The following is a 23,235-nucleotide window of genomic DNA, read 5'->3' on the forward strand; positions in this document are numbered from 1 at the left end:
CCGGCACGGCCCGGCGGGGTACTGCGGAGGAGGAGGTGCGCGGTGCTCAGCCGGCCTGGCCGGCGAACTCGTACCCGGCCTCGTCCACGGCGGCGCGTACGTCCTCCTCGGCGAGCGGGGCGGCGGAGACCACGGTGACCTCGCCGGTCGCGGCGACGGCCTTGACCGAGCTGACGCCGGGCAGGGCGGAGAGCTCGCTGGTCACCGCGCCCTCGCAGTGACCGCAGGTCATGCCGGTCACCCGGTAGACGGTGGTGGTCTGGGTGTCCGTCTCGGCGCTCATGTCGTTCTCCTCTTCAAGGGCGTGTCCGGTCGCCGGGGGAGACGGCGGCGCGGGTGTTGTCACCCACCGTCCTCCCGACACTCGAAGACTATACCCCTAGGGGGTATCAAGGCGAGCGCCGGGGAGCGGTGTCCTGAGCGGCGGCCGGGTCAGCGGGGGTGGGGAGCGGCGAGCATCGGGCGGCAGGCCCGGAGGCCGGGGCCGGGGCCTGCCGCCGGGGCCGGGTGGGGGTCAGTCCTCGCGGCGGCCCCGGTTGCCGGGGCGGCGGGCCACCCAGGTGCGGATCGTGTCGGCGTACCAGTAGGGCTTGCCGCCTTCCACGTGGTCGGGAGCGGGGAGCAGCCCGTGCTTGCGGTACGAGCGCACCGTGTCCGGCTGGACCCGGATATGGGCGGCGATCTCCTTGTACGACCACAGCTGTCGGTCGCTCATCCACGACACCTCCTTGTCCACGGGGCGGGGCCGGCCGGGAGGGCCGTCGGGGGAGCCGCCGCGTGGACAGTGACGATCACTCGCGTTGTGCCCGGAGAACGACAGAGGGTGAAGGCGGGAGAGGGCTTGTCGACCGGCTGTGACGAAATACCCGCGTAACGGGGATATGCGTGACACAAGGGCGACGTGTGTGACACATGCGGCACAACAGGGTGGAGCGGGAAAGGGGGTTCAGCGGTAGAGGGCCGGCCGTTCCGCCAGCTCCACCGGGGTCCGTACGCCGCTGTGGGCGGCGGCGAGCCCCGCCGCGGAGACGGCGGCCGCCGCGTAGCCGTCCCAGGCGTCGGGCCCGTCCACCCGGCCCTGCGCGGCCGCGGCCACCCAGCGCCGCAGCTGGCGGTCGTAGGCGTCGGCGAAGCGCACGGTGAAGTCCTGCGGGATCTCGCCGTAGCTGTGGCCCGCGGACCGCACCAGCATCGCCCGGCCCTCACCGATCTGGGCGCTGCCGGACTCGCCGACCGCCTCGCAGCGGACCTCGTAGCCGAAGCCGCAGTTGACGAAGATCTCCACGTCGACGATCGCGCCGCCCGCGGTCTCCAGCAGCACCAGCCGGGGATCGCGCAAGCCCTCGGGGGCCGCCGAGCTGGGCGCCGGGGAGAGCACGGAGACCGCCGTGACCTCCTGGCCGAGCAGCCAGCGCGCCGCGTCGACCTCGTGCACGACGGAGTCGGTGATCAGCATGTCGCTCGTGAAGAAGGGCGGCGAGGAGGCGTTGCGGTGCCGGCAGTGCAGGAACAGCGGCCGCCCGATGCCGCCCGCGTCCAGCAGCTCCTTCAGCCGCTCGTACTCGGCGTCGAAGCGCCGCATGAACCCCACCTGCACCAGGCGCCTGCCCAGCCGCTGCTCCGCCTCCATCACCCGCAGCGCCCCCGCCGGATCCGGGGTCAGCGGCTTCTCGCACAGCACCGGCAGCTCCCGCCCCAGGGCGTGCAGGATCGCCTCCTCGTGGGCGGGCCCCGGGGAGGCGATCAGCACGGCCTGGACTCCGGGAGCCGCTATCGCCGCAGCCGGGTCCGTGTGCGCGCTCGCCCCGTCCAGACCCGCCGCGACCGCCTTGACCCGGTCACCGTCCGGATCCGCCACGGCCACCACCCGGGCCCCGCCCACCGTCCGCCCGATCCGGCGGACATGGTCGGCGCCCATCTTCCCCGTCCCGATGACGGCGATGCCCAGCGTGCTCATCTCTTGTTCCCTCCGGGGTCAGCGGGCGCCGCAGGAGCGCAGGTAGGCGCGGGTACGGCGGGCGATCGGCAGCGGCCGGTCGGGCGGGCACGGGTACATGTCCTGCTCGACGATGGCGAAGAGGTCCACGCCGAGCCGCTGGGCGGCCGCGAGGACGGGCTCCAGCGCGGGCACCCCCGACGGAGGCTCGCACATCACCCCGCGGGCCACGGCCGGCCCGAAGGGCAACTGCTCCGACAGGACTTCGGCGAGGACCCGCGGGTCGACCTGCTTGAGGTGGAGGTAGCCGATCCGCTCGGCGAAGGTCTCGATGGCCCGGACGCTGTCGCCGCCGCAGTAGGCGTAGTGCCCGGTGTCCAGGCACAGGGAGACCAGGTCCGGGTCGGTGGCGTCCAGGAAGCGGGCCACGCTCGAAGGGGTGTCGATGTGGGTGTCGGCGTGCGGGTGGACGACGATCCGCAGCCCGTACCGCTCCCGCACCTCGCGGCCCAGGCGCTCGGTCTGCGTGGTCAGTTCACGCCATTGCCCGGCGGTGAGGGTGCGGTCCTCCAGCACCTTGCCGGTCTTGTCGTCCCGCCAGAACGACGGGATGACCACGAGGTGGCCCGCGCCCACGGCCTGGGTGAGCGCCGCGATCCGCGACACGTGCTCCCAGGTGTCCGCCCAGACGGCGGGCCCGTGATGGAGTCCTGTGAAGACGGTGCCGGCGCTGACGCGCAGACCCCGTCGCGCGGTCTCGTCGGTGAGGCGGGCGGGGTCGGTGGGCAGGTAGCCGTACGGGCCGAGCTCGATCCACTCGTACCCGGCGCCGGAGACCTCGTCGAGGAACCGCTCCCACGGCGTCTGCAGCGGATCATCGGGGAACCAGACACCCCAGGAGTCCGGAGCCGAACCGATGCGGATACGGGTCAACGCGGGCGGGGAGGACGTCATGACGGCCACCTTAGGGGGCGAGACGAGTGGGAGGACTGCCTGTGACGACCGCGGACGATGTCACGTTCGACCTGATCACCATGGGGCGGATCGGGGTGGATCTCTACCCGCTGAGAACGGGTGTACCGCTGGCGGAAGCGGACGCGTTCGGGAAGTTCCTGGGCGGCTCGCCCACCAACGTGGCCGTCGCGGCGGCCCGGCTCGGCCGGCGGGTGGCGGTGATCACCCGCACCGGAGCCGACCCCTTCGGCGCCTACCTCCGCGCCGAGCTGCGCGGATTCGGGGTGGACGACCGGTGGGTGGGGGAGGTCGCGCGGTACCCGACCCCGCTCACGTTCTGCGAGATCTTCCCGCCCGACGACTTCCCGCTCTACTTCTACCGGCTGCCGAAGGCTCCTGACCTGGAGATCGAGCCCGGGGAGCTCGACCTGGAGGCGGTACGGGCCGCACGGGTGTTCTGGATGACGGGTACGGGACTGAGCGCGGAGCCGAGCCGGTCCGCCACCCTCGCCGCCCTGGAGGCGCGCTCGAAGTCCGGTCTCACCGTCTTCGACCTCGACTGGAGGCCGACGCTGTGGGAGGAGGAGCCCGACGAGGCCTACGCACGGGCGCTGGGCCTCGCCACGGTGGCGGTCGGGAACGCGCAGGAGTGCGCGATCGCGACCGGGGAGAGCGAACCGCGGGCCGCGGCGCGGGCCCTGCTCGCGGCCGGGGTGGAGCTGGCGGTGGTGAAACGGGGACCGGAAGGGGTCCTGGCCATGGGACGGGACGGGACGGTGGTGGAGGCCGTCCCGGTGCCGGTCGAGGTGGTGAACGGGCTCGGGGCCGGCGACGCGTTCGGGGGCGCGCTGTGCCACGGACTGCTGGCGGGCTGGGAGCTGGAGCGCGTGCTCCGCTTCGCCAACGCGGCGGGGGCGATCGTGGCTTCGCGGCTGGCGTGCTCGGTGGCGATGCCGTACGCCAAGGAAGTGGAGGAGGTGCTGGGATCGTGACGGGCCGACTGGTCGCCTCGTACGAAATGGAGTTCGCGGCGCTGCGGGTGCTGGAGCTCGCACCGGGCCAGACGTACGCGCACACCTGCGGGGAGCGCGAGTGGATCGTGCTCCCGCTGTCCGGAGGCTGCGAGGTCCGCTGCGCGCAGGGGACGGCCCACGCGGAGGGGACGGGTCCCGCGGGCGCCGGGCCGCCGGTGTTCGAACTGCACGGACGGGACGGCGTGTTCGGCGGCGTGAGCGACTTCGCCTACCTGCCCCGGGACGGGCAGGCCGCGATCGGGTCCGCCGCCGGAGGGCGGTTCGCGCTCGTCGGGGCGCGGTGCGAGAACGTGCTGCCCGCCCGCTACGGGCCGGCCACGGGCGTCCCCGTCGAGATCCGCGGCGCCGGCCACTGCTCGCGCCAGGTCAACAACTTCGCCGCGGCCGACGTCTTCGACTGCGACCGGCTCATCGCCGTCGAGGTGCTCACCCCCGGCGGGAACTGGTCCTCCTACCCGCCCCACAAGCACGACGAGTTCCACCCCGGCCACGAGTCCCGCCTCGAAGAGGTCTACTACTTCGAGATCGCCCCGCACGGAGAGACGCCCGGCCTCGGCTACCAGCGTGTCAGCCCGTCCCCCGCCGGGAAGACCGACATCCTCACCGAGGTGAGGACCGGGGACGCGGTGCTCATCCCGGACGGCTGGCACGGGCCGTCCATCGCCGCCCCGGGGCACGACATGTACTACCTCAACGTCATGGCCGGACCCCCCGGCCAGCCCCGCGAGTGGCTGATCCGGGACCACCCCGACCACGCCTGGATCCGGGACACCTGGACCGCACAGGGCGCCGACCCCCGGCTGCCCTTCCACCGACACCGAGCGGAGGACGAGACACCGTGAGGCTCACCGTCGCCCAGGCCCTCGTACGGTTCCTGGCCGCCCAGTACACCGAGCGCGACGGCCACCGCGAGCGGCTGATCGCCGCCACCTGGGGGATCTTCGGACACGGGAACGTCGCCGGCCTCGGGCAGGCCCTCCTGGAGAGCGGACCGGCCGCGATGCCCTTCCTCCAGGGACGCAACGAGCAGGCCATGGTGCACGCCGCCGTCGGGTACGCCCGCCGGCGCGGGCGGCTCTCGGCCCACGCCGTCACCACCTCGATCGGCCCCGGCGCCACCAACCTCGTCACCGGGGCCGCCCTCGCCACCATCAACCGGATTCCCGTACTCCTGCTGCCCGGCGACACGTTCGCCACCCGGCCCGCCGATCCCGTCCTCCAGCAGCTGGAGGTGGCCTACGCGGGCGACGTCTCCGTCAACGACACGCTGCGCCCCGTCTCCCGCCACTTCGACCGGATCACCCGCCCCGAGGCCCTGGTCCCGGCCGCCCTGCAGGCGATGCGGGTGCTCACCGACCCCGTGCAGACCGGCGCGGTGACGCTGGCGCTGCCGCAGGACGTCCAGGCAGAGGCGTACGACTGGCCGCCCGGGTTCTTCGCCGAGCGCGTGTGGGCCGTACGCCGGCCCCGGCCCGACCTGGACGAGCTCGCCCGGGCCGCGGCGGCCGTACGGGACTCCGCCCGGCCGCTGATCATCGCCGGCGGCGGGATCCGGCACAGCGCCGCCCAGAGCGCGCTGGCCGAGTTCGCCGGGGCGACCGGGATCCCGGTCGCCTCCACGCAGGCGGGCAAGGGGGCGCTCCCGTACGACCACCCCGCCGATGTCGGCGGCATCGGGCACACCGGCACCGCCACCGCCGACGAGCTGGCCCGCGGCGCCGACCTGGTCATCGCCGCCGGGACCCGGCTGACGGACTTCACCACCGCCTCCGGCACCCTGTTCCAGAACCCCGCCGTCCGCTTCCTCGGGCTCAACCTCGACCCGTACGACGCCCACAAGCTCGCCGGCCGGCCGGTGGTCTGCGATGCGCGGGCCGGCCTCGAAGAGCTCCGGGCCGCGGTCGCCGGGTACCGCGTGGACCCCGGGTACGAGAGGGCGTACAAAGCGGGGAAGAGCGCCTGGGAGCTCCTCGTCGACCGGGCCTACGCGGCCCCCGACGAGGACGCCGCCCCGACGCAGGCGCAGGTGCTCGGACTGCTCGACGCGCTCGTCGGCCCCGAGGACGTCCTGATCAACGCGGCCGGCTCGCTCCCCGGGGACCTGCACAAACTGTGGCGGACCCGCTCGGCGGACCAGTACCACGTGGAGTACGGGTACTCCTGCATGGGATACGAGATCCCGGCCGCGATCGGGGTCGCGCTCGCCGCCCCCGGCCGCCCGGTGTGGGCGCTGGTCGGCGACGGGACGTACCTGATGAACCCGACGGAGCTGGTCACCGCCGTGCAGGAAGGCCTCCCGGTCAAGGTGGTGATCCTCGACAACCACGGCTACGCCTCCATCGGCGGCCTCTCCGGGGCGGTGGGCGCGGAGGGCTTCGCCACCGCCTACCGCTTCCGGGCGGCGGACGGTTCGTACACCGGCGCTCCGCTGCCGCTGGACCTCGCGGCCAACGCCGCCTCCCTCGGGATGGCCGTGATCCGCACCCGCACCATCGGTGACCTGCGGAAAGCCCTCGCCGAAGCGCGTGCGGCGGACCGTCCCACATGTGTCTACGCACAGACCCGAACACCCGACACTGTGTCGGGCCCGCCCCCGGCACAGGCGTGGTGGGATGTTCCTGTGGCCGAGACCGCGACACGGAAAGCCGCGGCCGCGGCCCGCGAAGAGTACGACCGGCAAGCCGCGCAGCGACGTCGCCATCTGTGAAGGAGCAAGGCAATGAAGACCGTCAACCACTGGATCGGTGGCAAGACCGTCGAGGGCGCGTCGGGCAACTACGGCCCGGTCACCGACCCGGCCACCGGCGAGGTCACCACGCAGGTCGCGCTCGCGTCCGCCGATGAGGTCGACGCGGCCGTACGGGTCGCCCAGGAGGCCTTCCAGAGCTGGGGCCAGTCCTCGCTGGCCGCCCGCACCAAGGTGCTCTTCGCCTACCGCGCCCTGCTGGACGCCAACCGCGACGCGATCGCCGAGCTGATCACCGCCGAGCACGGCAAGGTCCACTCGGACGCGCTGGGCGAGGTGGCGCGCGGCCTGGAGATCGTCGAACTGGCCTGCGGGATCACCACGCAGCTCAAGGGCGAGCTGTCGACCTCCGTCTCCAACCGGGTCGACGTCTCCTCGATCCGCCAGCCACTGGGCGTGGTCGCCGGCATCACCCCGTTCAACTTCCCGGCGATGGTGCCGATGTGGATGTTCCCGCTGGCCGTGGCCTGCGGAAACACCTTCATCCTCAAGCCGAGCGAGAAGGACCCCTCCGCCGCCAACAAGCTGGCCGAGCTGGCCTCCGAGGCCGGTCTGCCGGCCGGTGTGCTCAACGTCGTCCACGGTGACAAGGTCGCCGTCGACGCGCTGCTCGCCCACCCGGGCATCGCGGCCGTCTCCTTCGTCGGCTCGACGCCGATCGCCCGCCACATCCACACCACCGCCTCCGCGAACGGCAAGCGCGTCCAGGCGCTGGGCGGCGCCAAGAACCACATGCTGGTGCTGCCGGACGCCGACCTGGACGCGGCCGCCGACGCGGCGGTCTCGGCCGCGTACGGTTCGGCCGGCGAGCGCTGCATGGCCATCTCGGCGGTCGTCGCGGTCGGGTCGATCGGCGACGCGCTGGTGGAGAAGATCCGGGAGCGCGCCGAGAAGATCAAGATCGGCCCCGGCAACGACCCGGCCTCCGAGATGGGCCCGCTGATCACGGCGGCCCACCGCGACAAGGTCGCCTCGTACGTCAAGGGCGCGGCCGACCAGGGCGCGGACGTGGTCCTGGACGGCACGGGGTACACGGTCGGCGGCTTCGAGAACGGCCACTGGATCGGCCTCTCGCTGCTGGACAACGTCAAGACCGACTCCGACGCCTACCGCGACGAGATCTTCGGGCCGGTGCTGTGCGTGCTGCGCGCCGAGACCTACGAGGAGGGCGTGGCGCTGATCAACGCCTCGCCGTTCGGCAACGGCACGGCGATCTTCACCCGTGACGGCGGCGCGGCCCGCCGCTTCCAGCTGGAGATCGAGGCGGGCATGGTCGGCGTCAACGTGCCGATCCCGGTGCCGGTGGGCTACCACTCCTTCGGCGGCTGGAAGGACTCGCTCTTCGGCGACCACCACATCTACGGCAACGACGGCATCCACTTCTACACCCGCGGCAAGGTCGTCACGACCCGCTGGCCGGACCCGTCCGAGGCCCCGGCGGGCGTGGACCTGGGCTTCCCCCGCAACCACTGACCGACTGGCCGACTGACCGACTGGCCGACTCACCGACTGACCGGCCCCACGACCGGCTCGCCTCCCGCACCCCTCACGCGGGAGGCGAGCTCGTTCTCAGAACAGGGACCAGACGTCGTCGGCCGCCGCCGGGCTCCAGACCGCGTCCCCGTGGCCGTACCCCGGGACCACCGTGAAGGTCACGCGGTCGTTGCCGGCCCCGCGGATCAGCTCCGCGCCGCGCGGCTGGTCGCCGCGGCCCAGCGCGGTGTTGACCCACACCACCTCCGTCCGCACGCGCTCCCAGGCGATCCGGTACGTCACCCCGTCGCCCGCCCATATCGCGGCCAGGTCCCGCATCAGGGCGTTCGGCACCAGCCCGCTGCCGAGCGCGGCGGTGGCCGCGTGCCAGGTGGCGAGCGGGGTGTGGGCCAGGGTGAACCGGTCCTCGCCCGGGGCGGCGCCGAAGGCGTACTCGCCCGCGCCGTGGCCCTGGGTGTAGATCCAGTTCGCCGGGCCCGGCAGGGCGGCCGTGCGGATCAGCGCGAAGTGGGCAAGTCCCGCGCGGGTGAAGCGGAGCGCCGGGTTCGCGGGCCACGGGACCGGGGAGGGCGCCGTGGGGTCGGTGACGGCCCCGGCGATCAGCGCCGCCAGCCCCGGGTCGGTCGCGTACGTGCCCTGCGCGAGCAGGCCCGTGTACGCGTCCCGGGTCGCGGCCGCCCGTAGCGCCGCTTCGCCGGTGTACGGTCCGGTGGTGTCCAGGGCCACCACCCGGCGCAGCCGCGGCGAGGCGTCGTACGAAGCCGCGTCGAGGGCCAGGGCGGCCCCGGCCGAGTGGCCGACGTACTGGTACGGCAGCCCCAGTACGGGATCCAGCGCGCGCACCACTTCGGCCAGGTCCCGGCGGTGCGCCGCGAGCCCGTGACCGGCGGTGATCCCGGCGGCCGTGGCGCCGTCCTCGCGCGGGGTGACGCCGACCACCAACAGGTCCCGGTGGCGCAGGTGATGGGCGAGGTTGTGGTCCCGCGGACCGCCCGGGGTGAAGAAGCCGGCGGCGAAGTTCAGGCCGCCGCCCGGCAGCAGGTACGCGACCCCGCGCGGCGGCCGCCGGGTATCCGCGACCACGTCCACCGCGGGGCCGCCGCCGGGCGGCCGCAGGGTCAGGCGGGTCCAGCCGGAGCCGTCGAGGCGCGTGGCGCTGCCCGCGCCGCTTCCGTTGCTGCTGCCCAGCGCGCGCTCGATGCGGGGCAGCAGCGCCGCGCCGCTCTCGGTGTGCCGAAGTTCCATCGGTGCTCTCCCCGTTGCCGGTGACGACCGCACGCCGTCACCGGGGGACACTGTCGCCCGTCAGCGCGTGGCGGCCAAGTCCGGTGCGGGCTCGGCCGCTTCCGCGGAGGAGCGGCGGCGGCGCCGCAGGACCAGGAAGGTGAGGGCGGCGCCCGCCAGCGCCAGCAGCGCGCCGAGGGCGGGCCACGGCACGGCGACGAACTCCGCCTCCGACGCCGAGGCGAGGTCCGGATGGGCCGTCGCCCCGGCCGAGATCCGCACGGTCACCCAGTCCGACTGCGGTGCGTCCGGCCAGGGTTCGGTCAGCTCGATCCGCTGGCCGGGCAGCAGCACCAGCTTCAGCTCGCGGGCCGGCCGGTCCAGCACCGTACGGCCGAACAGCCCCTGGGCGGACACCGCCACCTTGGGCTCGACGACCACGTTGCCGCGGTTCACCAGCGCGTACGAGACGGTGGCGCGGGCGTTCTGGATCCACGGCAGCAGCGGCGCCGACCGGCTGACCCTCACGTCCTCCACGCTCAGTCCCGGAGTCACCGGCCCCGGCACCCGGAAGTACAGACGCGAGCCGACCTGCCGTTTCACCCCGACCTGGACCTTGCCCTCCTGCTGGATGCCCTCCACGGCGGTGTTGAGGGCGACGATCCCGCCGACGTGGTCGCCGGGCGTCGCGTCCTGGGGAACCTTCACCGTGAACGGGATGTCCTTGCGGCCCTTGGGCGGCACGGTCACCGTGGTCGCCGTCTCGGGCGCCAGCGCGATCCACGCGCCCACGTCCTTGGGCTTCCGGTCCACCGGCAGCAGGGCGAAGGCGCCGCCGGCCGGGGTGTTCACGGCGTCGGTGGCGAAGATCTGGAAGGTCAGCTCCCGGTCGGAGGAGTTCAGGACGGTCACGCTGTCGCTCACCGTGGTCCCGGCCGCGCCCTGGTGGAAGAAGTAGGCCCGGTCGGTCATCGCCGCGCCGGCCGGGGGCGTCGGGAACACCCCCCAGGTGCCGTTGTCCGCGGCTGTCGCCTGCGCGGCCGGCACCAGGAGCAGGCCCGCGACCAGCAGCAACAGGGTGAGGAGCGGACCGTACGGTGCGGGGCGGGGGCGGGGGCGGCGCATGGGCGGTTCTCCAGTCGGCGCGGTGGGCGGGGCGGGGGCGGAAGGAGAAGGGGTGGTGCGGCGCCGTGGCGCCGCACCACCCTGGGTCGCGCTGCTCCTGCCGGGTCAGGCGATCGAGAAGGTGACGACCGTCTGGTAGGTGTCCGCGAACATGAACGGCGGGAGCTGGATCATCCCGGCGCCGCCGACGGCGAACTCACCGCCGGTCAGCTCGTCCCCGCCGGCCGCCTGCGAGGCCACCTTCATCGGGGTCTCGGAGATCGCGCCGGGCGTGCCCGCGGTGCAGGTGCTCGGGCTGTCCGGGTTGGTCACGGTGCAGGACGGCTGGATGCCGATCTGCGCCTTCGCCATCGAGTGGCCGGTCGCCTGGTTCAGGAACGGCGTACGGGTCGCCGTCACGTCCCAGCCGAGGGTGCCGCCGCGGAAGTCCTGGACGGTGGCGGCGTTGAACACGCCGACCACCGACTGGGCCTTGCCGTTGATGGTGACCGAGGGGAAGGCGACGGCCGGCTGGCCGTCCTTCGGGCCGAGCGCCAGCGGGCCGGGGAGGACCTCGATGTCGACCGGGTTCTTCACGCCCGCCTGGTCCTCCAGGTACACGAAGGACTTGTACGGGGTGACCGAGCCGTCGATCTTGATGGCGTCGGCCTTCTTGGTGACCGTGATGTTGCAGGTGGCGGCGCCGCTCGCGTCCGCCGTACCGGTGCCGGTGTCACCGGTCGCCGCGCCCGCGAGGAGGGCGGAACAGGTGACGGGGCCGGCCGGGAAGTTGGCGCCGCTGACCGCTACGGCCGTGCCGGCCTTGCCGCTGTTGGGCGTCAGCTTGGTGGTGACCGGGTCCTTGGGCAGCGCCTCGACGGCGACCGAGCCGAGGGTGGCGCTCGGGCGGGGTGCCGGGGTGCAGGTCGTGGTGAAGACGGAACCGCTCAGGTCCGCGTCGGTGACCGCCAGGTCGAGCTTGACGTCGACCGTGGTGCCCTCGGTGCCGTCCGGGATCTTGATGGTCCCGGAGAAGGACTTCGGGTCGAGCGGGGTGCCGGCGACGACGCTGACGGTCTCGGGCGGGCTGGTGACGACCTGGGTGGTCGTGCCCACCTTGAGGGTGATCTTGGTGGTGTTCACCGTCGTGACGGAGAAGCCGGGGATCAGCGGGCTCGCACCCGGGTCGATCGTGATCGGTACGACGTCGCCGGCCTTGGCCGTGTCCGGCACCGTGATCGTGTAGTTCTGGCTGCCCGAACCGTCGGGCTGCGGCGCCGGGGCATCGCAGTTCTCGAAGACGGGGGTGGTCACGGTCGCCGCCTGGGCCGTGCCGGTCAGGCCCACCACGCCGCCCGTCAGCGCGAGGGACAGGGCGCCCGCCCCGGCCAGAATTCTTCGTCGGAACGTTGTACTCACTGGGTCGCGACTCCTTCGTCAGACGAACCCCTCCCCCCACCCGCTGTGTGGGGGAGGCCGAGCCGGTGCGGTGGCCGACATTGACGCGTCGCGGTGATGAGAAGTCAATGACTTGCTTTCGCCCGAAGCACACAGAAATTGATGTCCCATCAGACCGGGTCGTCAGGGGTGCGGGGCGGGTGGGATGGATGGGATGCGGGTGGGGGCCGGGATGGGCCCTGACCTGGGGATCCGGCGGGGCCGTCGACATGGGAGCCGGGGTGGGCGTCGAGGCGGGGCCGAGGTGGCGGCGGCCAGGCGGCGGCCGGGCCGTACGGAGCCTTTCGGATCACGCCGGCCGGGCCCGCCGGCCGGCCGGCCCGTTCCGGAAGACACCCCGAGGGGGTGTCCGCCAAGTGCCGCCCGCCCCGCGGTCCGGGCGGACGGCGCTACTTTGCGGACACCCCCTGGCCGGCCGACGGGTGGTGGAGCAGGAGGTTGGCCGTGCCGGCCGGGACACCCGTGAGGCGGTCCCGTACGGCGTCCCGCACCATCACGGCGGAGACCTCGGCGGGGGTCTGCGCCGCCGAGCCCGCCGCGACGCCCTCCGCCAGGATCAGCGCGGCGACGCCCGCCGCGTGCGGGGCCGCCATGGAGGTCCCGGAGGCGCGGGCGAGGGTGGTCGCCGAGCCCTTCCAGGCCGAGGTGACGGACACGCCCGGCGCGACGAGGTCCACGCAGCTGCCGTAGCTGGAGAACGGGGCCCACCGGTCGGCGGCGTCGGCCGCGCCGATCGTGAGGGCCGAGGGGGCTGCGGCGGGGGAGCCGGTGCAGGCGTTGGCGGCGGAGTTGCCCGCGGCGACGGTGAAGGTGATCCCGGCGGCGACCGCCCGGGCCACCGCCGCGTCGAGGGCGTAGCTGCGGGTGCCGCCCATGCTCATGTTGGCGACGGCGGGGGTGCCGGGGGCCTTGGCGGCGTCCTTCACCATCCACTCCAGACCGCCCAGGATGGAGGTCAGGGACGCCGAGCCCTTGCAGTTCGCGACCTTGACGCCGACGAGCGAGACCCCCTTCGCCACCCCGTACGTCGCCCCGCCCAGGGTCCCCGCGACGTGCGTGCCGTGGCCGTTGCAGTCGCTGGAGGTCTCCATGAAGACCCCGTTGTAGCCGACCCGGGCCCGGCCCCCGAACTCCTGGTGGCTCGTGTAGATACCGGTGTCCACGACGTACGCCGTGACGCCCCGCGCGGTGGTGGAGTACCCGTACGAGCCGTCCAGCGGGAGCGCGGACTGGTCGATCCGGTCCAGGGACCAGGGCGCGGGGCTCTGCGCGTCGTCGATCCGGAACTCGGCGTCCGGCTCCACCGAGGCCACCCGGGGGTCGGCGGCCAGGGCCTTGGCGCGGGCGGCGGTGGTCCGGACGGCGAAGCCGCTGAGGACGGTGTCGTAGACCTCCCCGACCTCGTCACCGGAGCCGGCGGCCTCGGCGGCGAGGGCGTGGGTCGGGGCGCGGGAGGTGGTGTCCTTGAGGACGACGACGTACGGGGCGGTGGCATTGGCGGCCGGGGCGGAGGTCGTGGTGTCGGCGGCGTACGCGGGCGCGGGGTGCGGCGGCAGGGCGGTGGCCGCCGCCAGCAGGGCGGCGGCCGGGAGCAGCGCGGTGAATGCGGTCATGCGCCCGATGCTCGGCGAGCCGCGCCCCACCCGCGCGGAGGGTGCGCCGACTGGCCCCACGACACGCCGCCGAACGGGTCCCCGCCCGACCCGCCGGATACCGCTAGGCCAGGGGCCAGCCGCGCATCGCGAAGACGCCCTCGTCGCGGGAGCCGGCGGAGGTGTACGTGGCCAGGGCCGCCTCGTTGTCGGTGTCGACCCCCACCCACATGCCGTAGCAGCCGCGCGCCTTGGCCTCGTCGGCGAGGGCCTCGGTCAGGGCGCGGCCGATACCGCGCCGCCGGTAGCCCTCGTCGACGGAGAGCTCGTACAGGCACATCTCCGTGCCCTTGTCGGGGTGGCTCATCTCGACCCCGGAGACCATGCCGGCGGGGATGTCGTCCACGTAGGCGATGAGCATCAGGTGTCCCGGAGCGGAGAGGAAGCGCTCGGACCAGTCGAGCCGGGCGGGGCCGTCGAAGAGCCCCTCCGCGGCCTGTAGTTCGGCGACGGTACGGGCGGGGCGGATGTCCATGGCGGTCACGATAATGGCCGCGCGACGAGCGGAGACCTTGATTTCGGCCCGGCGTGGCGGGTGGCGCCGCGGACGGGCCGCTACCTGCGCACGGCCAGGGCCGCCGCGTACGCCGCAGGGGCCGGGAGGTCCGTGAGGTGCCAGCCGGGGACCTGGGACGGGGTGGGGCCCGAGCCCACGTAGGGCTCGGCCAGACCCAGGGCCAGGCCGGTGCCCGTGCCCTTGAAGTAGGCCTCCTTGCGCGACCACAGGCGGGCCATCGCCTCCGGCCGCTCCGCCGCGGGCAGCGCGGACAGCTCCGCGATCTCGGCCGGATGCAGGGTGTTCAGTACGTCCTCCACCGCCGCCGCGCTCGGGACCGCCTCCACGTCGATCCCGACCGGCGCCGCCGCGAACGCGAGGTACGCCAGATCTCCGCTGTGCGACAGCGAGAACTGCACCTCGCCGCCCGCCACCGCCGGCCGCCCGTGCGGGGCTTCGCAGCACGGGCAGTCCTCCCGGACCAGCACGACCTCCTGCGGGGCCGTCCCGAGGTACCCGCCGAGCAGCACCCGCAGCCCGACGTGGGAGGCGAAGTACCGGTGCCGGTCCCGGGCCCACCGCATCTGCCCGGCCCGCTCCCGTTCGCCCGCGTCCAGGATCGCCGGCGCCTCGTCGATCCGGTGGCCGCCGACCACGGCGAGAGTGGTGTCCAGGGACCACACCGCCACGGCGTCCCCCGCCGGGGCCTCGCCGAGCCGCGGGACGTCCTCGCCGAGTCGGTTCACGTACGTACTCACCCGTTGAGCCTAGACGAGCCCGATCCGGCACGGCCCGGACAGTGAGAGACGGGACGGGACCCGGCGGGGCGGCGCCGCTCAGCCCTGGCTGCGGGCATGGGTCGTGGCCGGCGGGTCGTCCTGCGGCCGGGAGCCCGGTGACGGGGTGCCGTCGGTCCAGGCGTAGACGCGCTTGCCGCGCACCGCCACCTGGTACTGGTGGACGTCCCGGCATTCGGGCCGCTCCTCGGCCCGGGTGCCGTTCGGCCACCACTTGGCGTTCAGCTTCCGGCCTCCCATGTCCTTCGGCGTGCCCGCCGTGCACTGCGGGCCGTCCAGCGGGGTCGCCCCGAGCGTGAAGCGGATCAGACGGGCCTCGCCCTTGGCGCGCGTGCGTATGCGTATGTCCGTGGCGTCCTTGGGCACCCAGGACGGCAGCGTGAAGGCCGCGTTGCCGCGCGTGGGCGCGTCGGCGGTGGTCGCGAAGTGCTTGCTCTTCTCCTCGAAGACCCGGTCGTTGATGGAGTCGGTCAGCGGATTGGGCGGGAGGTTGGGCAGCGCGAGCGCGGCGGTGGCGACGACTCCCAGGGTGGCGGCGGCGATGGCGAGGGGACGGCGGTTCATGTGATCAGTCTCGGCTGCCCGGCCGGCGCGCGCGTCCCTCCGTAGGACGAACCGGTTCTCTGCCGGAAGTCTGATACCGCGTGCTACCTGAGAGCTGCACCGCCTGCAACTGACCTCCTTCCCCCGCTCCTTGTGCGCCGCACGCCCCGCCACCCGCCCCCTGTGGGCGGCGTTATAGCGGCGTTGGGCGGGGGCGATAGGACGCCCCCCGAGGGTGGGACCCGACGCCGTACCGGAGCCACCTCCGGCCGGCCCCCACCCCCCGTCCTGGAGGAATGCCATGCGCCGTCGTCCCGTTCTCGTCCTCGCATCGGCGGCCGCCGCCGGTGTGCTCTTCGCCGCCACCCCCGCATCGGCGGCGGTCCCGGCCGACAAGCCGCAGGTCCTGAGCAGTTGGACGCAGACGAGCGCCGCCAGCTACAACGCCTGGGTCGCCGCGCGCGGAAACCAGGGCAAGTGGTCGGCGTACGGGTTCGACTGGTCGACCGACTACTGCTCCTCCTCGCCCGACAACCCCTTCGGGTTCCCCTTCCAGACCGCCTGCGCCCGCCACGACTTCGGTTACCGCAACCACAAGGCCGCAGGTGTGTTTTCCGCCAACAAGGCCAGGCTGGACGACGCCCTCTACGCAGACCTGAAGCGCGTCTGCTCGGCGTACTCGGGTGTGAAGAAGGGCTCTTGCGACAGCACTGCCTGGACCTACTACCAGGCAGTCAAGGCCTTCGGCGTCTCCCCGCAGGACGTGCCCGTCGCCTGAGCCCAACCGTGATCAACCCCTGCGCCCCTTGATCTCCGGCCCCGCCCGACGCCCCTCGGGCGGGACCGGCGCCCCCTCCACGCGCTCCCATTCTTAATCGGCGTGGCCTTCCCGAAAGCCGAACCTCAAGCTCACGGGAACGCGCGCTTCGGAGGCCGAGAAGGAGGCCGGCCTGTGGAACGGGGTCGAGGCCCGCGACCGCCACCGCCAGCCGGGCGGCGCCCTCTCCGGCGTTCAGCAGCAGCGGCCGTGCAACGCCCCGACGGACCCCCGCACGTCGGACTACGTCCAGGGCCGCTACGGCTGACCCGCCCGTGCCACGCGCAGGTCGACCACGTAATGCTCCGCGACCGTCCCCCCGGGGAAGAGCCGGAGCAGACGCTCCCGCTCCCGGGCGAGGAACTCGTCGGTCCCGGGCCGGCCGACCAGGAAGAGGGAGTGGGTCGCCAGTTTGGCGAGGTGGGCATCGACGCCGATCCGGCGGGACCACCGCAACAGCCGGGTGGTGAACTCCAAGCCGCCCTGTGACCGGGGATGTTCGTTGATGTACCAACCGGGACCGAATCGCTCCTCGATCCGATCCTGCTGGTCGGCGATCCACTCGACACCGACGTCCGGATCGTTGGACCAGACGGCCAGTGCCCCGCCGGGCCGCAGTACGCGCAGCGCCTCCGGCCCGGACCGTGCCGGATCGGTCCAGTGCCAGGACTGGGCGTACGTCAGGAGGTCGAGGGACCCGGACGCGAACGGCAGCCGGTCCCCGTCCCCTCGTACGAGCGGAACGCGCGGGTGACGCCGGCGGAACTCGGCGGCCATGCCCGCCCCGGGCTCGACGCCGACCACGGTGGCCCCGCGGTCGTACAGCGCCCGGGTGGCGATCCCGGTCCCGGCCCCCACGTCGGCGACCCGCGCCCCGGCGAGGACCACCCCGGAGGCCTCCTCCAGGACGTCGAACAGCTCCTCCGGATAGGGGGGCCGGAATTCCCCGTACCGCCCGGCCGCCGACCCGAACGACCGCGCCCGCTCAACCGATCCGTCCGCCATCCGCCCACCCTCCCGCACCACCCCGCCCCCGCACCAGGGGTGCACGAAAGCCCTCCCCGGTGGGGAGGGCTCGGGTGGGACGTGGAGAGTGCCCCCGGCAGGACTCGAACCTGCGGCCAAGTGCTTAGAAGGCACCTGCTCTATCCACTGAGCTACGGGGGCCGGAAGGTGGCCGTGGTGGCCTGGAGCCCCGGGGTGGGGGTGGGACTGTCGTCCGGACCGGGTCAAGGATAGGGCTCCGGCTGCCTTGTCCCGGTTGCTTCACCCGCGTGCCACGATGTGGAGGTTCGGTGAAGCGGTCCCGATAATCGCAGGCAGGTGCGATTCTCGCACCGCTTTTGCGCCGCGGCGCCCCTGGTGTTGTGCACTCGTTATGCCTGAGTCCCACTCGTCCGATGTGCCCGAAAGGTCCCATTAGACTCGCGATCGGCGCGTAGAGGGCGTATAAACTTCAAAAATGCTCCCGAATTGGGCATTCTTCGCATGTGGTGACCTTGGATGTTCGGCCTCAGCTGCTCGATGCCCTGTCCGCCCTGCGCGACCGGGTCGCGTCCGTGCGTCTGCCGCTGCCCCTGCCCGGCGCCCCGCGCGCCCGTCAGACCAGAGCCGAGCTGCTCGCGCAGCTCGACGACTACCTCGTACCCCGGCTGAAGGCGCCCGAGGCGCCACTGCTCGCCGTCGTCGGCGGGTCCACCGGGGCCGGTAAGTCCACTCTCGTCAACTCCCTCGTGGGACGCCAGGTGAGTGAGGCCGGCGTCCTGCGGCCCACCACCCGCATCCCCGTACTCGTCTGCCATCCGGACGACCACCACTGGTTCGCCGGCATGCGCGTCCTCCCCGACCTGATGCGGGTCTGGGCCCCGCCCGGCGAGGACGACCCCCTCCCCGGCCCCCACCGCGGCTCCTCCCGCGGATTCGGGACCACCGCCGCCACCCGCGAACTGCGCATCGAGACCGTCGCCGGCCTCCCGCGCGGGCTTGCCATCCTCGACGCCCCCGACATCGACTCCCTCGTGGTCGAGAACCGGACGCTCGCCGCGCAGCTCATCTGTGCCGCCGACGTCTGGGTCATGGTCACCACCGCCTCGCGGTACGCCGACGCCGTCCCCTGGCACCTGCTGCGCACCGCCAAGCAGTACAAGGCCACCCTCGGCATCGTCCTCGACCGAGTCCCGCACCAGGTGCTCGCCGAGGTCTCGCGCCAGTACGGGGCCCTGCTCACCCGGGCCGGACTGGGCGACGTACCGCGCTTCACGGTGCCCGAGCTGCCCGAATCGGCCGGCGGGGGCGGGCTGCTGCCCGCCAGTGCCGTGGCCCCGCTCTTCGCGTGGCTCGCCCACCACGCGCAGGACCCCGCAGCCCGGCAGTACGCCGTCGGACGGACCGCCCTCGGCGCGCTGGACTCCCTCGGGCGGCGGATGCCGGAGCTGGCCTCCGCCGTCGCCGCCCAGCACGCCGCCGCCGTACGGCTGACCTCGGCCGTCGAGGACGCGTACAAGAGGGAGGGCAAGCGGGTCCGGGGCCGCCTCGACCAGGGCGCGGTACTGGCCGGCGACGCGCTGACCCGGTGGCGCGGCTACCCCCTCGACACGAGCACCGACGAACTGCTCGACTCGCTCGCCGAGTCGCTCTCCGCACTGCTCCAGTGCGCCGTGGCCGCCGCCGACGAGCGGATCGCCCAGGCCTGGCGGCGCGAGCCGGCCGCCGGGGCGGTGCCGCTGCCCGCGCCCGACCGGGAGGCGGCGGAACGCATCGGCCTGGCCGTACGGCGCTGGCGCCGCGTACTGGAGGAACTCGCCGAAGAAGAGGTCGCCCGGCTCGACAAGCAGCCCGCGCCCGACCCCGACGGGGTCGCGGCCCTCCTCGTCGCGGCCCTCCTCGGCGGCAAGCGGGCCCGCCCGGCGGGCGAGAAGCTCGCCGAGCGGATCGGCGTCCAGGCCGCCGTACGACTGCGCGACCGGGGCGGCGAACTCGTCGCCGAACACCTGGAACAGGTGCTGCGCGCCGAACGGGACCGCCGGCTGGCCCCGCTGGAGGCGCTCGAAGTGACGCCGGAACCGCAGGCCGAGCTGATCGCCGCGCTGTCCCTACTGCAGAAGGAGAGGTGACGCGGTGACCGCCTTGACCGACCGCGACCGCACCGATGACCGCTGGGACGACGGGTTCATCGCACGTTCGCGCCGCGCGGGCGCGGGCCTGCGGGCCGGCGTCGGATTCGGAATCGGAGCCGGCATCGACGCCGCAGACGGCGAGGACGGCGGCGACGAGTCGGAGGACGGGAGCGACGACGCGCTCGTCCGCGCCGTCTCCGGCGCCGGGAGCGACGGGGGCAAGGCCCCCTCGCCGCCGCTCAGCCCCGAAGGACAGGCACTGCGCACCCGCCTCGAAGCACTGCGCCAGCTGGTCGGGCTCTCACGGACCCGCCTCGACGGCAAGACCCTCGCCGAGGCCGGCCGGGTGCTCGACGAGGCGGCCGCGCGCCGCGGGCTGTCACCGCAGCACACGGTCGTCGCGATCGCCGGAGCCACCGGAAGCGGCAAGTCCACCCTCTTCAATTCACTCGCCGGGGTGCAGATTTCCGAGACGGGGCTGCGCAGGCCAACGACCGCCGCCCCCATCGCGTGCAGCTGGTCCGACGGCGCTGCCGGGCTGCTCGACCGCCTGGAGATCCCGGGCCGGCTGCGTCGCAGGCCGCGCGAGACCTCCGAGGCCGAGGCGCTGCGCGGCATGGTCCTGGTGGACCTGCCGGACCTGGACTCCGCGGTCGGCGCCCACCGCGAGCACGTGGACCGCGTGCTCGCCCTGGTCGACGCGGTGGTGTGGGTGGTCGACCCGGAGAAGTACGCCGACGCCGTGCTGCACGAGCGGTACCTGCGGCCGCTGGCCGGGCACGCCGAGGTGACGTTCGTGGTGCTCAACCAGGTGGACCGGCTGCCCGGGGAGTCGGCCGACCTCGTCCTGGACGACCTGCGGCGCCTGCTCGACGACGACGGCATCGCCCTCGGCGAGCACGACGAGCCCGGCGCCACCGTCCTCGGCCTGTCGGCGCTCACCGGCGAGGGAGTCGGGGAACTGCGCGACCTCCTCGCCCAGTTCACCCAGGAGAAGGGCGCCGCGACCCGCCGCATCTCCGCCGATGTCGACCGGGCCGCCGGACGCCTGCGCCCGCTGTACGTGACCGAGGGCCATCCGTCGCCCGAGATCGGGGAGGCGGCGCGCGCCGAGTTCGAGGACCGGCTCGCCGAGGCGGTCGGGGCGTACGCGGCCGGGCTGGCCGCCGAGCGCGCCTGGCGGCGCAATGCCGGGAAGGCGTGCGGCACGCCGTGGCTGCGGCTGTGGCGCTGGTACGAGAGCCGGCGCGCCCCGCGCACGCTGGCCGGGCTGGCGGCCCTGGCGGTGATCGGAGGCGGCCGGGGCGCGGCGAGCGCGGAGGCGCCGGCCGAGGAAGAGGTGACGGCGCGCCAGCGCGTGGAGCAGGCCGTACGGACGGTCGCCGACGCGGCGGCCGACGGACTGCCCGACGCCTGGGCGCAAGCCGTCCGGGAGGCCGCGGTGCGCGGCGCCGATCAGCTGCCGGAGGCGCTGGACGAGATCGCGGTGACGCTCGGTTCGGCGGTCACGGTGCCGAGCGCCAGACCGCCGCGGCCGACGTGGTGGCCGGTGGCGGTGCTGGCGCAGGCGGCGATGACGCTGCTGCAGATCTACGGCGGGCTCTGGCTGGTCGGGCAGATCGTCGGGGTCCTGGAGCCGCGCCTGATGCCGCCGGTGCTGCTGATGGTGGCGGGCATCGTCGGCGGTCCCCTGGTGGAGTGGGCCTGCTCGATCGCGGCCCGGGGCCCGGCGCGGAGGTACGGGCAGGACGCGGAGCGGCGGCTGCGGCAGGCCGCGGCCGGCTGCGGGCGGGCCCGGGTCCTGGAGCCGGTGGCGGCGGAGCTGCTGCGCTACCGGGAGGTGCGCGAGCAGTACGCGACGGTCGCCGCAGGGGGGACGAAGTTGTCCACAACCCGCGAGTAATCCACAGGCGGGAGCAGGAATTCGGGGGCCGCGCCAGCATGGTCGTACCTCGTGCGGATGGTCCGTGCGGGGCGGATCGGGCGGGGCGTCCGCGTGATCCGTACGGGTACGGATGCGGGGGAGGGCTGCCGGGATGAACGACACCCTGGTGACGCTGGTCGGCCATGTGGCACGCAGATCGACTACAAGGAGATGGTGACCGGGCCGTCGGCGCGGTTCCGGTTCGCGGTGACCCCGCGCTACTTCGACCGGCGCAAGGAGACGTGGGCGGACGGGCCCACCAGCTTCTACACCGTGTGGGCGCGGCGGGCGCTCGCGCTGAACCTGGCGGGTTCCGTCGCGGTGGGGGAGCCTCTGGTGGTGCACGGGAGGCTGCGGGTGCGCGACGATCCGCCCGACGGGGAGGGCAACCGCTGGTTCTCGGCGGACATCGACGCCATCGCCATCGGGCACGACCTGAACCGGGGGACCGCGGCCTTCCGGCGGGTCGTCAAGGCCGACCCGCCACTGATGGCCACTCAGAAGGTGGCGGTGGTCTGAGTGTTCGAGACGGTTAGGATTCCCCGGTACTCACGGGCACCTGGGTCATTGGCCCGAAGGGGAAGACTGTGTCGATTGCCGTTCCCGCATCCTCCGCTCCTGATTCCGTTCCTTCTCCGGCGTCCGCGCCGTCCGCGCCGTCCGCTGCTGTCGTTTCCGAGAGACCTGTGGCTGTGGCTGCACCGGTGGCCGGGGCGGTTGCGTCCGTACGGGCCGCTGCGCGGCGGCCGTTGGCCGCGGCTCTGCTGGCCGCGGCCCTGGCCGCCGCCCCGGGCGCGCAGGCGGCCGCCGACTCCGCAACGCCCGCGCCCCGCACACCGGAGGGCGCGAGCGCCGTCCTGGACGGGCTGAAGACCTACGGGCAGGCGGTCCTGCGCGCCAAGGACGGATCGGTCCGGCAGATTCCGGCCGGGCTGTACGAGATGCGGGTCGACGGCGGCGGGATGCTCCAGACCTACGGGGTCGGCGTGACGGGCAACGCCCAGCCGCAGGCCCGGTACACGGAGAGCGGCTGGAACGGCAGCCTGCTCGCCGGTAACGGGGAGGCCGGCAGGATCCGCTGGGTCCTGGAGCACTCCTATCCGCAGCTGAACGATCTCGCCGGGCTGGCGAAGGCAGCCGGTGCGGGGGCCCTGACCGCGGAGAGCGCGGCGGCCGGGACACAGGTCGCGATCTGGCGGCTTGCCGACGGGGCGCAGGTGGAGGCCGCCGACCCGGCGGCCGAGAAGCTGGCCGACTACCTCCAGCGGTCGGCCGGCGAGCTGCCGGAGCCCCCGGCCTCGCTGGGGCTGGACCCCGGGCGCGTGTCGGGGCCGGTGGGCAGCCGTCTCGGCCCGGTCACGGTGCGGACGGGGGCGCAGAGCGTGACGGTCACCCCGGACGCGGCGGCCGCGGCGATGGGGGTGCGGGTGGTGGACGCCGAAGGGCGGCCGGTCACCACCGCGGCGAACGGGAGCAAGCTGTACTTCGAGGTGCCCGCCGGCACCCCGGACGGCTCGGCCTCGGTCACCGTCCAGGGCTCCACGAAGGTGCCGGTCGGCCGTGTCTTCACCAGCGAGGTGCCGAGCCAGGCGCAGATCGTGGCGGGATCGAGCCAGTCCGCCCTGGCGGCGACGGCGAGCGCCCTCTGGCCGCAGCCGGTGGTCGTCCAGGAGGCCGGCACCGCGGGCGACGGACCGGCCGTGACGCAGGCCGCGGCGGCGGCCGCAGCCGCGGCGTCCTCGGAGTCCAGCCCGGACGACGAACGGCTGGCGACCAGCGGCAGCTCGGCGGCCACCCCGGTCATCGCCTCGCTGGCGGTGGGCCTGGTGGTCCTCGGCGGCCTGGTCGTCCTGCTCCTGCGCAAGCGCCCCCTGGACGAAGAGGACCACGCGTAGGCCGTGGCGGTGTCCTCGTTCCCTCGGGAACGGGGCCCATGGGCG

The 23,235-nt window shown here is 73.9% G+C and carries 21 protein-coding genes and 1 tRNA gene; 9 read left to right on the forward strand and 13 right to left on the reverse strand.

Going from position 1 to position 23,235, the window contains the following annotated elements; translation table 11 throughout:
• Window positions 1-46: 46 nt before the first annotated feature.
• From CP980_RS21665 to CP980_RS21680, 4 genes are all read right to left on the reverse strand, one after another.
• Window positions 47-283, reverse strand: coding sequence for a heavy-metal-associated domain-containing protein (locus CP980_RS21665; RefSeq protein WP_099892230.1), 237 nt, complete (start codon window positions 281-283; stop codon window positions 47-49).
• Window positions 284-514: 231 nt separating this feature from the next.
• Complete coding sequence (locus CP980_RS21670) at window positions 515-715, reverse strand: helix-turn-helix transcriptional regulator (protein WP_030297784.1); 201 nt, start codon at window positions 713-715, stop codon at window positions 515-517.
• Between the two features lie 231 nt (window positions 716-946).
• Window positions 947-1,957, reverse strand: a complete 1,011-nt coding sequence (locus tag CP980_RS21675; RefSeq protein ID WP_132755074.1) for a Gfo/Idh/MocA family protein — start codon at window positions 1,955-1,957, stop codon at window positions 947-949.
• Window positions 1,958-1,975: 18 nt separating this feature from the next.
• Complete coding sequence (locus CP980_RS21680) at window positions 1,976-2,890, reverse strand: sugar phosphate isomerase/epimerase family protein (protein WP_150528868.1); 915 nt, start codon at window positions 2,888-2,890, stop codon at window positions 1,976-1,978.
• A gap of 80 nt (window positions 2,891-2,970) precedes the next feature.
• Between CP980_RS21680 and iolC the strand changes: the two genes are divergently transcribed.
• From iolC to CP980_RS21700, 4 genes are read left to right on the forward strand one after another with little or no spacing between them, the layout of a single operon-like run.
• Complete coding sequence (iolC, locus tag CP980_RS21685) at window positions 2,971-3,882, forward strand: 5-dehydro-2-deoxygluconokinase (protein ID WP_150530311.1); 912 nt, start codon at window positions 2,971-2,973, stop codon at window positions 3,880-3,882.
• A gap of 26 nt (window positions 3,883-3,908) precedes the next feature.
• Entirely contained in the window at window positions 3,909-4,766 is an 858-nt protein-coding gene (gene iolB / locus CP980_RS21690; RefSeq protein ID WP_150530312.1) for a 5-deoxy-glucuronate isomerase, read from the forward strand.
• Window positions 4,763-6,631 carry a 3D-(3,5/4)-trihydroxycyclohexane-1,2-dione acylhydrolase (decyclizing) gene (iolD, locus tag CP980_RS21695; RefSeq protein ID WP_132755078.1) on the forward strand — a complete coding sequence of 623 codons (1,869 nt, stop codon included), beginning with the start codon at window positions 4,763-4,765 and terminating at the stop codon, window positions 6,629-6,631. The genes iolB and iolD overlap by 4 nt, the downstream gene beginning before the upstream one ends.
• A 12-nt stretch (window positions 6,632-6,643) precedes the next feature.
• Window positions 6,644-8,143, forward strand: coding sequence for a CoA-acylating methylmalonate-semialdehyde dehydrogenase (locus tag CP980_RS21700; protein WP_099892242.1), 1,500 nt, complete (start codon window positions 6,644-6,646; stop codon window positions 8,141-8,143).
• Between the two features lie 96 nt (window positions 8,144-8,239).
• Here CP980_RS21700 and CP980_RS21705 read toward each other — a convergent pair whose 3' ends face one another.
• The 7 genes from CP980_RS21705 to CP980_RS21735 form a co-directional block, all read right to left on the reverse strand.
• Window positions 8,240-9,409, reverse strand: coding sequence for a hypothetical protein (locus CP980_RS21705; RefSeq protein ID WP_150528869.1), 1,170 nt, complete (start codon window positions 9,407-9,409; stop codon window positions 8,240-8,242).
• Window positions 9,410-9,469: 60 nt separating this feature from the next.
• Window positions 9,470-10,513 carry a WxL protein peptidoglycan domain-containing protein gene (locus CP980_RS21710; protein ID WP_150528870.1) on the reverse strand — a complete coding sequence of 348 codons (1,044 nt, stop codon included), beginning with the start codon at window positions 10,511-10,513 and terminating at the stop codon, window positions 9,470-9,472.
• Between the two features lie 105 nt (window positions 10,514-10,618).
• Window positions 10,619-11,911, reverse strand: coding sequence for a hypothetical protein (locus CP980_RS21715; RefSeq protein ID WP_132755084.1), 1,293 nt, complete (start codon window positions 11,909-11,911; stop codon window positions 10,619-10,621).
• A gap of 428 nt (window positions 11,912-12,339) precedes the next feature.
• Window positions 12,340-13,563, reverse strand: a complete 1,224-nt coding sequence (locus CP980_RS21720; RefSeq protein ID WP_229907067.1) for a S8 family peptidase — start codon at window positions 13,561-13,563, stop codon at window positions 12,340-12,342.
• A gap of 103 nt (window positions 13,564-13,666) precedes the next feature.
• Complete coding sequence (locus tag CP980_RS21725; protein WP_123517128.1) at window positions 13,667-14,077, reverse strand: GNAT family N-acetyltransferase; 411 nt, start codon at window positions 14,075-14,077, stop codon at window positions 13,667-13,669.
• Between the two features lie 80 nt (window positions 14,078-14,157).
• Window positions 14,158-14,856: a 4'-phosphopantetheinyl transferase family protein gene (locus CP980_RS21730; RefSeq protein WP_150528872.1), complete on the reverse strand. Its 699-nt coding sequence runs from the start codon at window positions 14,854-14,856 to the stop codon at window positions 14,158-14,160.
• 78 nt (window positions 14,857-14,934) lie between these two features.
• Window positions 14,935-15,459, reverse strand: a complete 525-nt coding sequence (locus CP980_RS21735; RefSeq protein ID WP_150528873.1) for a hypothetical protein — start codon at window positions 15,457-15,459, stop codon at window positions 14,935-14,937.
• A 280-nt stretch (window positions 15,460-15,739) separates the two neighbouring features.
• Between CP980_RS21735 and CP980_RS21740 the strand changes: the two genes are divergently transcribed.
• The gene (locus CP980_RS21740) at window positions 15,740-16,216 is read left to right on the forward strand and encodes a phospholipase (protein WP_132755092.1); all 477 of its coding nucleotides are present in this window, start codon (window positions 15,740-15,742) and stop codon (window positions 16,214-16,216) included.
• 297 nt (window positions 16,217-16,513) lie between these two features.
• On the opposite strand, the gene CP980_RS21750 is transcribed toward CP980_RS21740, so the two are convergent.
• Window positions 16,514-17,260 carry a class I SAM-dependent methyltransferase gene (locus CP980_RS21750; RefSeq protein ID WP_132755094.1) on the reverse strand — a complete coding sequence of 249 codons (747 nt, stop codon included), beginning with the start codon at window positions 17,258-17,260 and terminating at the stop codon, window positions 16,514-16,516.
• Between the two features lie 89 nt (window positions 17,261-17,349).
• A tRNA-Arg gene (locus CP980_RS21755) sits at window positions 17,350-17,422 on the reverse strand.
• 332 nt (window positions 17,423-17,754) lie between these two features.
• On the opposite strand from CP980_RS21755, the gene CP980_RS21760 reads away from it, so the two are divergent.
• From CP980_RS21760 to CP980_RS21775, 4 genes are all read left to right on the forward strand, one after another.
• A complete protein-coding gene (locus CP980_RS21760; RefSeq protein ID WP_132755132.1) occupies window positions 17,755-19,368 on the forward strand; it encodes a GTPase domain-containing protein in 1,614 nt (537 codons plus the stop codon).
• A 4-nt stretch (window positions 19,369-19,372) separates the two neighbouring features.
• The gene (locus CP980_RS21765) at window positions 19,373-21,274 is read left to right on the forward strand and encodes a GTPase (RefSeq protein WP_150528874.1); all 1,902 of its coding nucleotides are present in this window, start codon (window positions 19,373-19,375) and stop codon (window positions 21,272-21,274) included.
• 192 nt (window positions 21,275-21,466) lie between these two features.
• A complete protein-coding gene (locus CP980_RS21770) occupies window positions 21,467-21,814 on the forward strand; it encodes a single-stranded DNA-binding protein (protein ID WP_229907068.1) in 348 nt (115 codons plus the stop codon).
• Window positions 21,815-21,987: 173 nt separating this feature from the next.
• Window positions 21,988-23,190 (forward strand): thioester domain-containing protein, encoded by a 1,203-nt coding sequence (locus CP980_RS21775; RefSeq protein WP_229907069.1) that lies wholly within the window; start codon window positions 21,988-21,990, stop codon window positions 23,188-23,190.
• Window positions 23,191-23,235 lie beyond the last annotated feature (45 nt).

The organism is Streptomyces vinaceus (genome assembly GCF_008704935.1).
GTDB lineage: Bacteria > Actinomycetota > Actinomycetes > Streptomycetales > Streptomycetaceae > Streptomyces > Streptomyces vinaceus.

Coding starts and splice junctions, on each gene's coding strand:
- CP980_RS21665 (WP_099892230.1), bottom strand. CDS start 283: ATGAGCGCCGAGACGGACACCCAGACCACCACCGTCTACCGGGTGACC.
- CP980_RS21670 (WP_030297784.1), bottom strand. CDS start 715: ATGAGCGACCGACAGCTGTGGTCGTACAAGGAGATCGCCGCCCATATC.
- CP980_RS21675 (WP_132755074.1), bottom strand. CDS start 1,957: ATGAGCACGCTGGGCATCGCCGTCATCGGGACGGGGAAGATGGGCGCC.
- CP980_RS21680 (WP_150528868.1), bottom strand. CDS start 2,890: ATGACGTCCTCCCCGCCCGCGTTGACCCGTATCCGCATCGGTTCGGCT.
- iolC (WP_150530311.1), top strand. CDS start 2,971: ATGGGGCGGATCGGGGTGGATCTCTACCCGCTGAGAACGGGTGTACCG.
- iolB (WP_150530312.1), top strand. CDS start 3,909: ATGGAGTTCGCGGCGCTGCGGGTGCTGGAGCTCGCACCGGGCCAGACG.
- CP980_RS21700 (WP_099892242.1), top strand. CDS start 6,644: ATGAAGACCGTCAACCACTGGATCGGTGGCAAGACCGTCGAGGGCGCG.
- CP980_RS21705 (WP_150528869.1), bottom strand. CDS start 9,409: ATGGAACTTCGGCACACCGAGAGCGGCGCGGCGCTGCTGCCCCGCATC.
- CP980_RS21710 (WP_150528870.1), bottom strand. CDS start 10,513: ATGCGCCGCCCCCGCCCCCGCCCCGCACCGTACGGTCCGCTCCTCACC.
- CP980_RS21720 (WP_229907067.1), bottom strand. CDS start 13,563: ATGACCGCATTCACCGCGCTGCTCCCGGCCGCCGCCCTGCTGGCGGCG.
- CP980_RS21725 (WP_123517128.1), bottom strand. CDS start 14,077: ATGGACATCCGCCCCGCCCGTACCGTCGCCGAACTACAGGCCGCGGAG.
- CP980_RS21735 (WP_150528873.1), bottom strand. CDS start 15,459: ATGAACCGCCGTCCCCTCGCCATCGCCGCCGCCACCCTGGGAGTCGTC.
- CP980_RS21740 (WP_132755092.1), top strand. CDS start 15,740: ATGCGCCGTCGTCCCGTTCTCGTCCTCGCATCGGCGGCCGCCGCCGGT.
- CP980_RS21750 (WP_132755094.1), bottom strand. CDS start 17,260: ATGGCGGACGGATCGGTTGAGCGGGCGCGGTCGTTCGGGTCGGCGGCC.
- CP980_RS21770 (WP_229907068.1), top strand. CDS start 21,467: ATGGTGACCGGGCCGTCGGCGCGGTTCCGGTTCGCGGTGACCCCGCGC.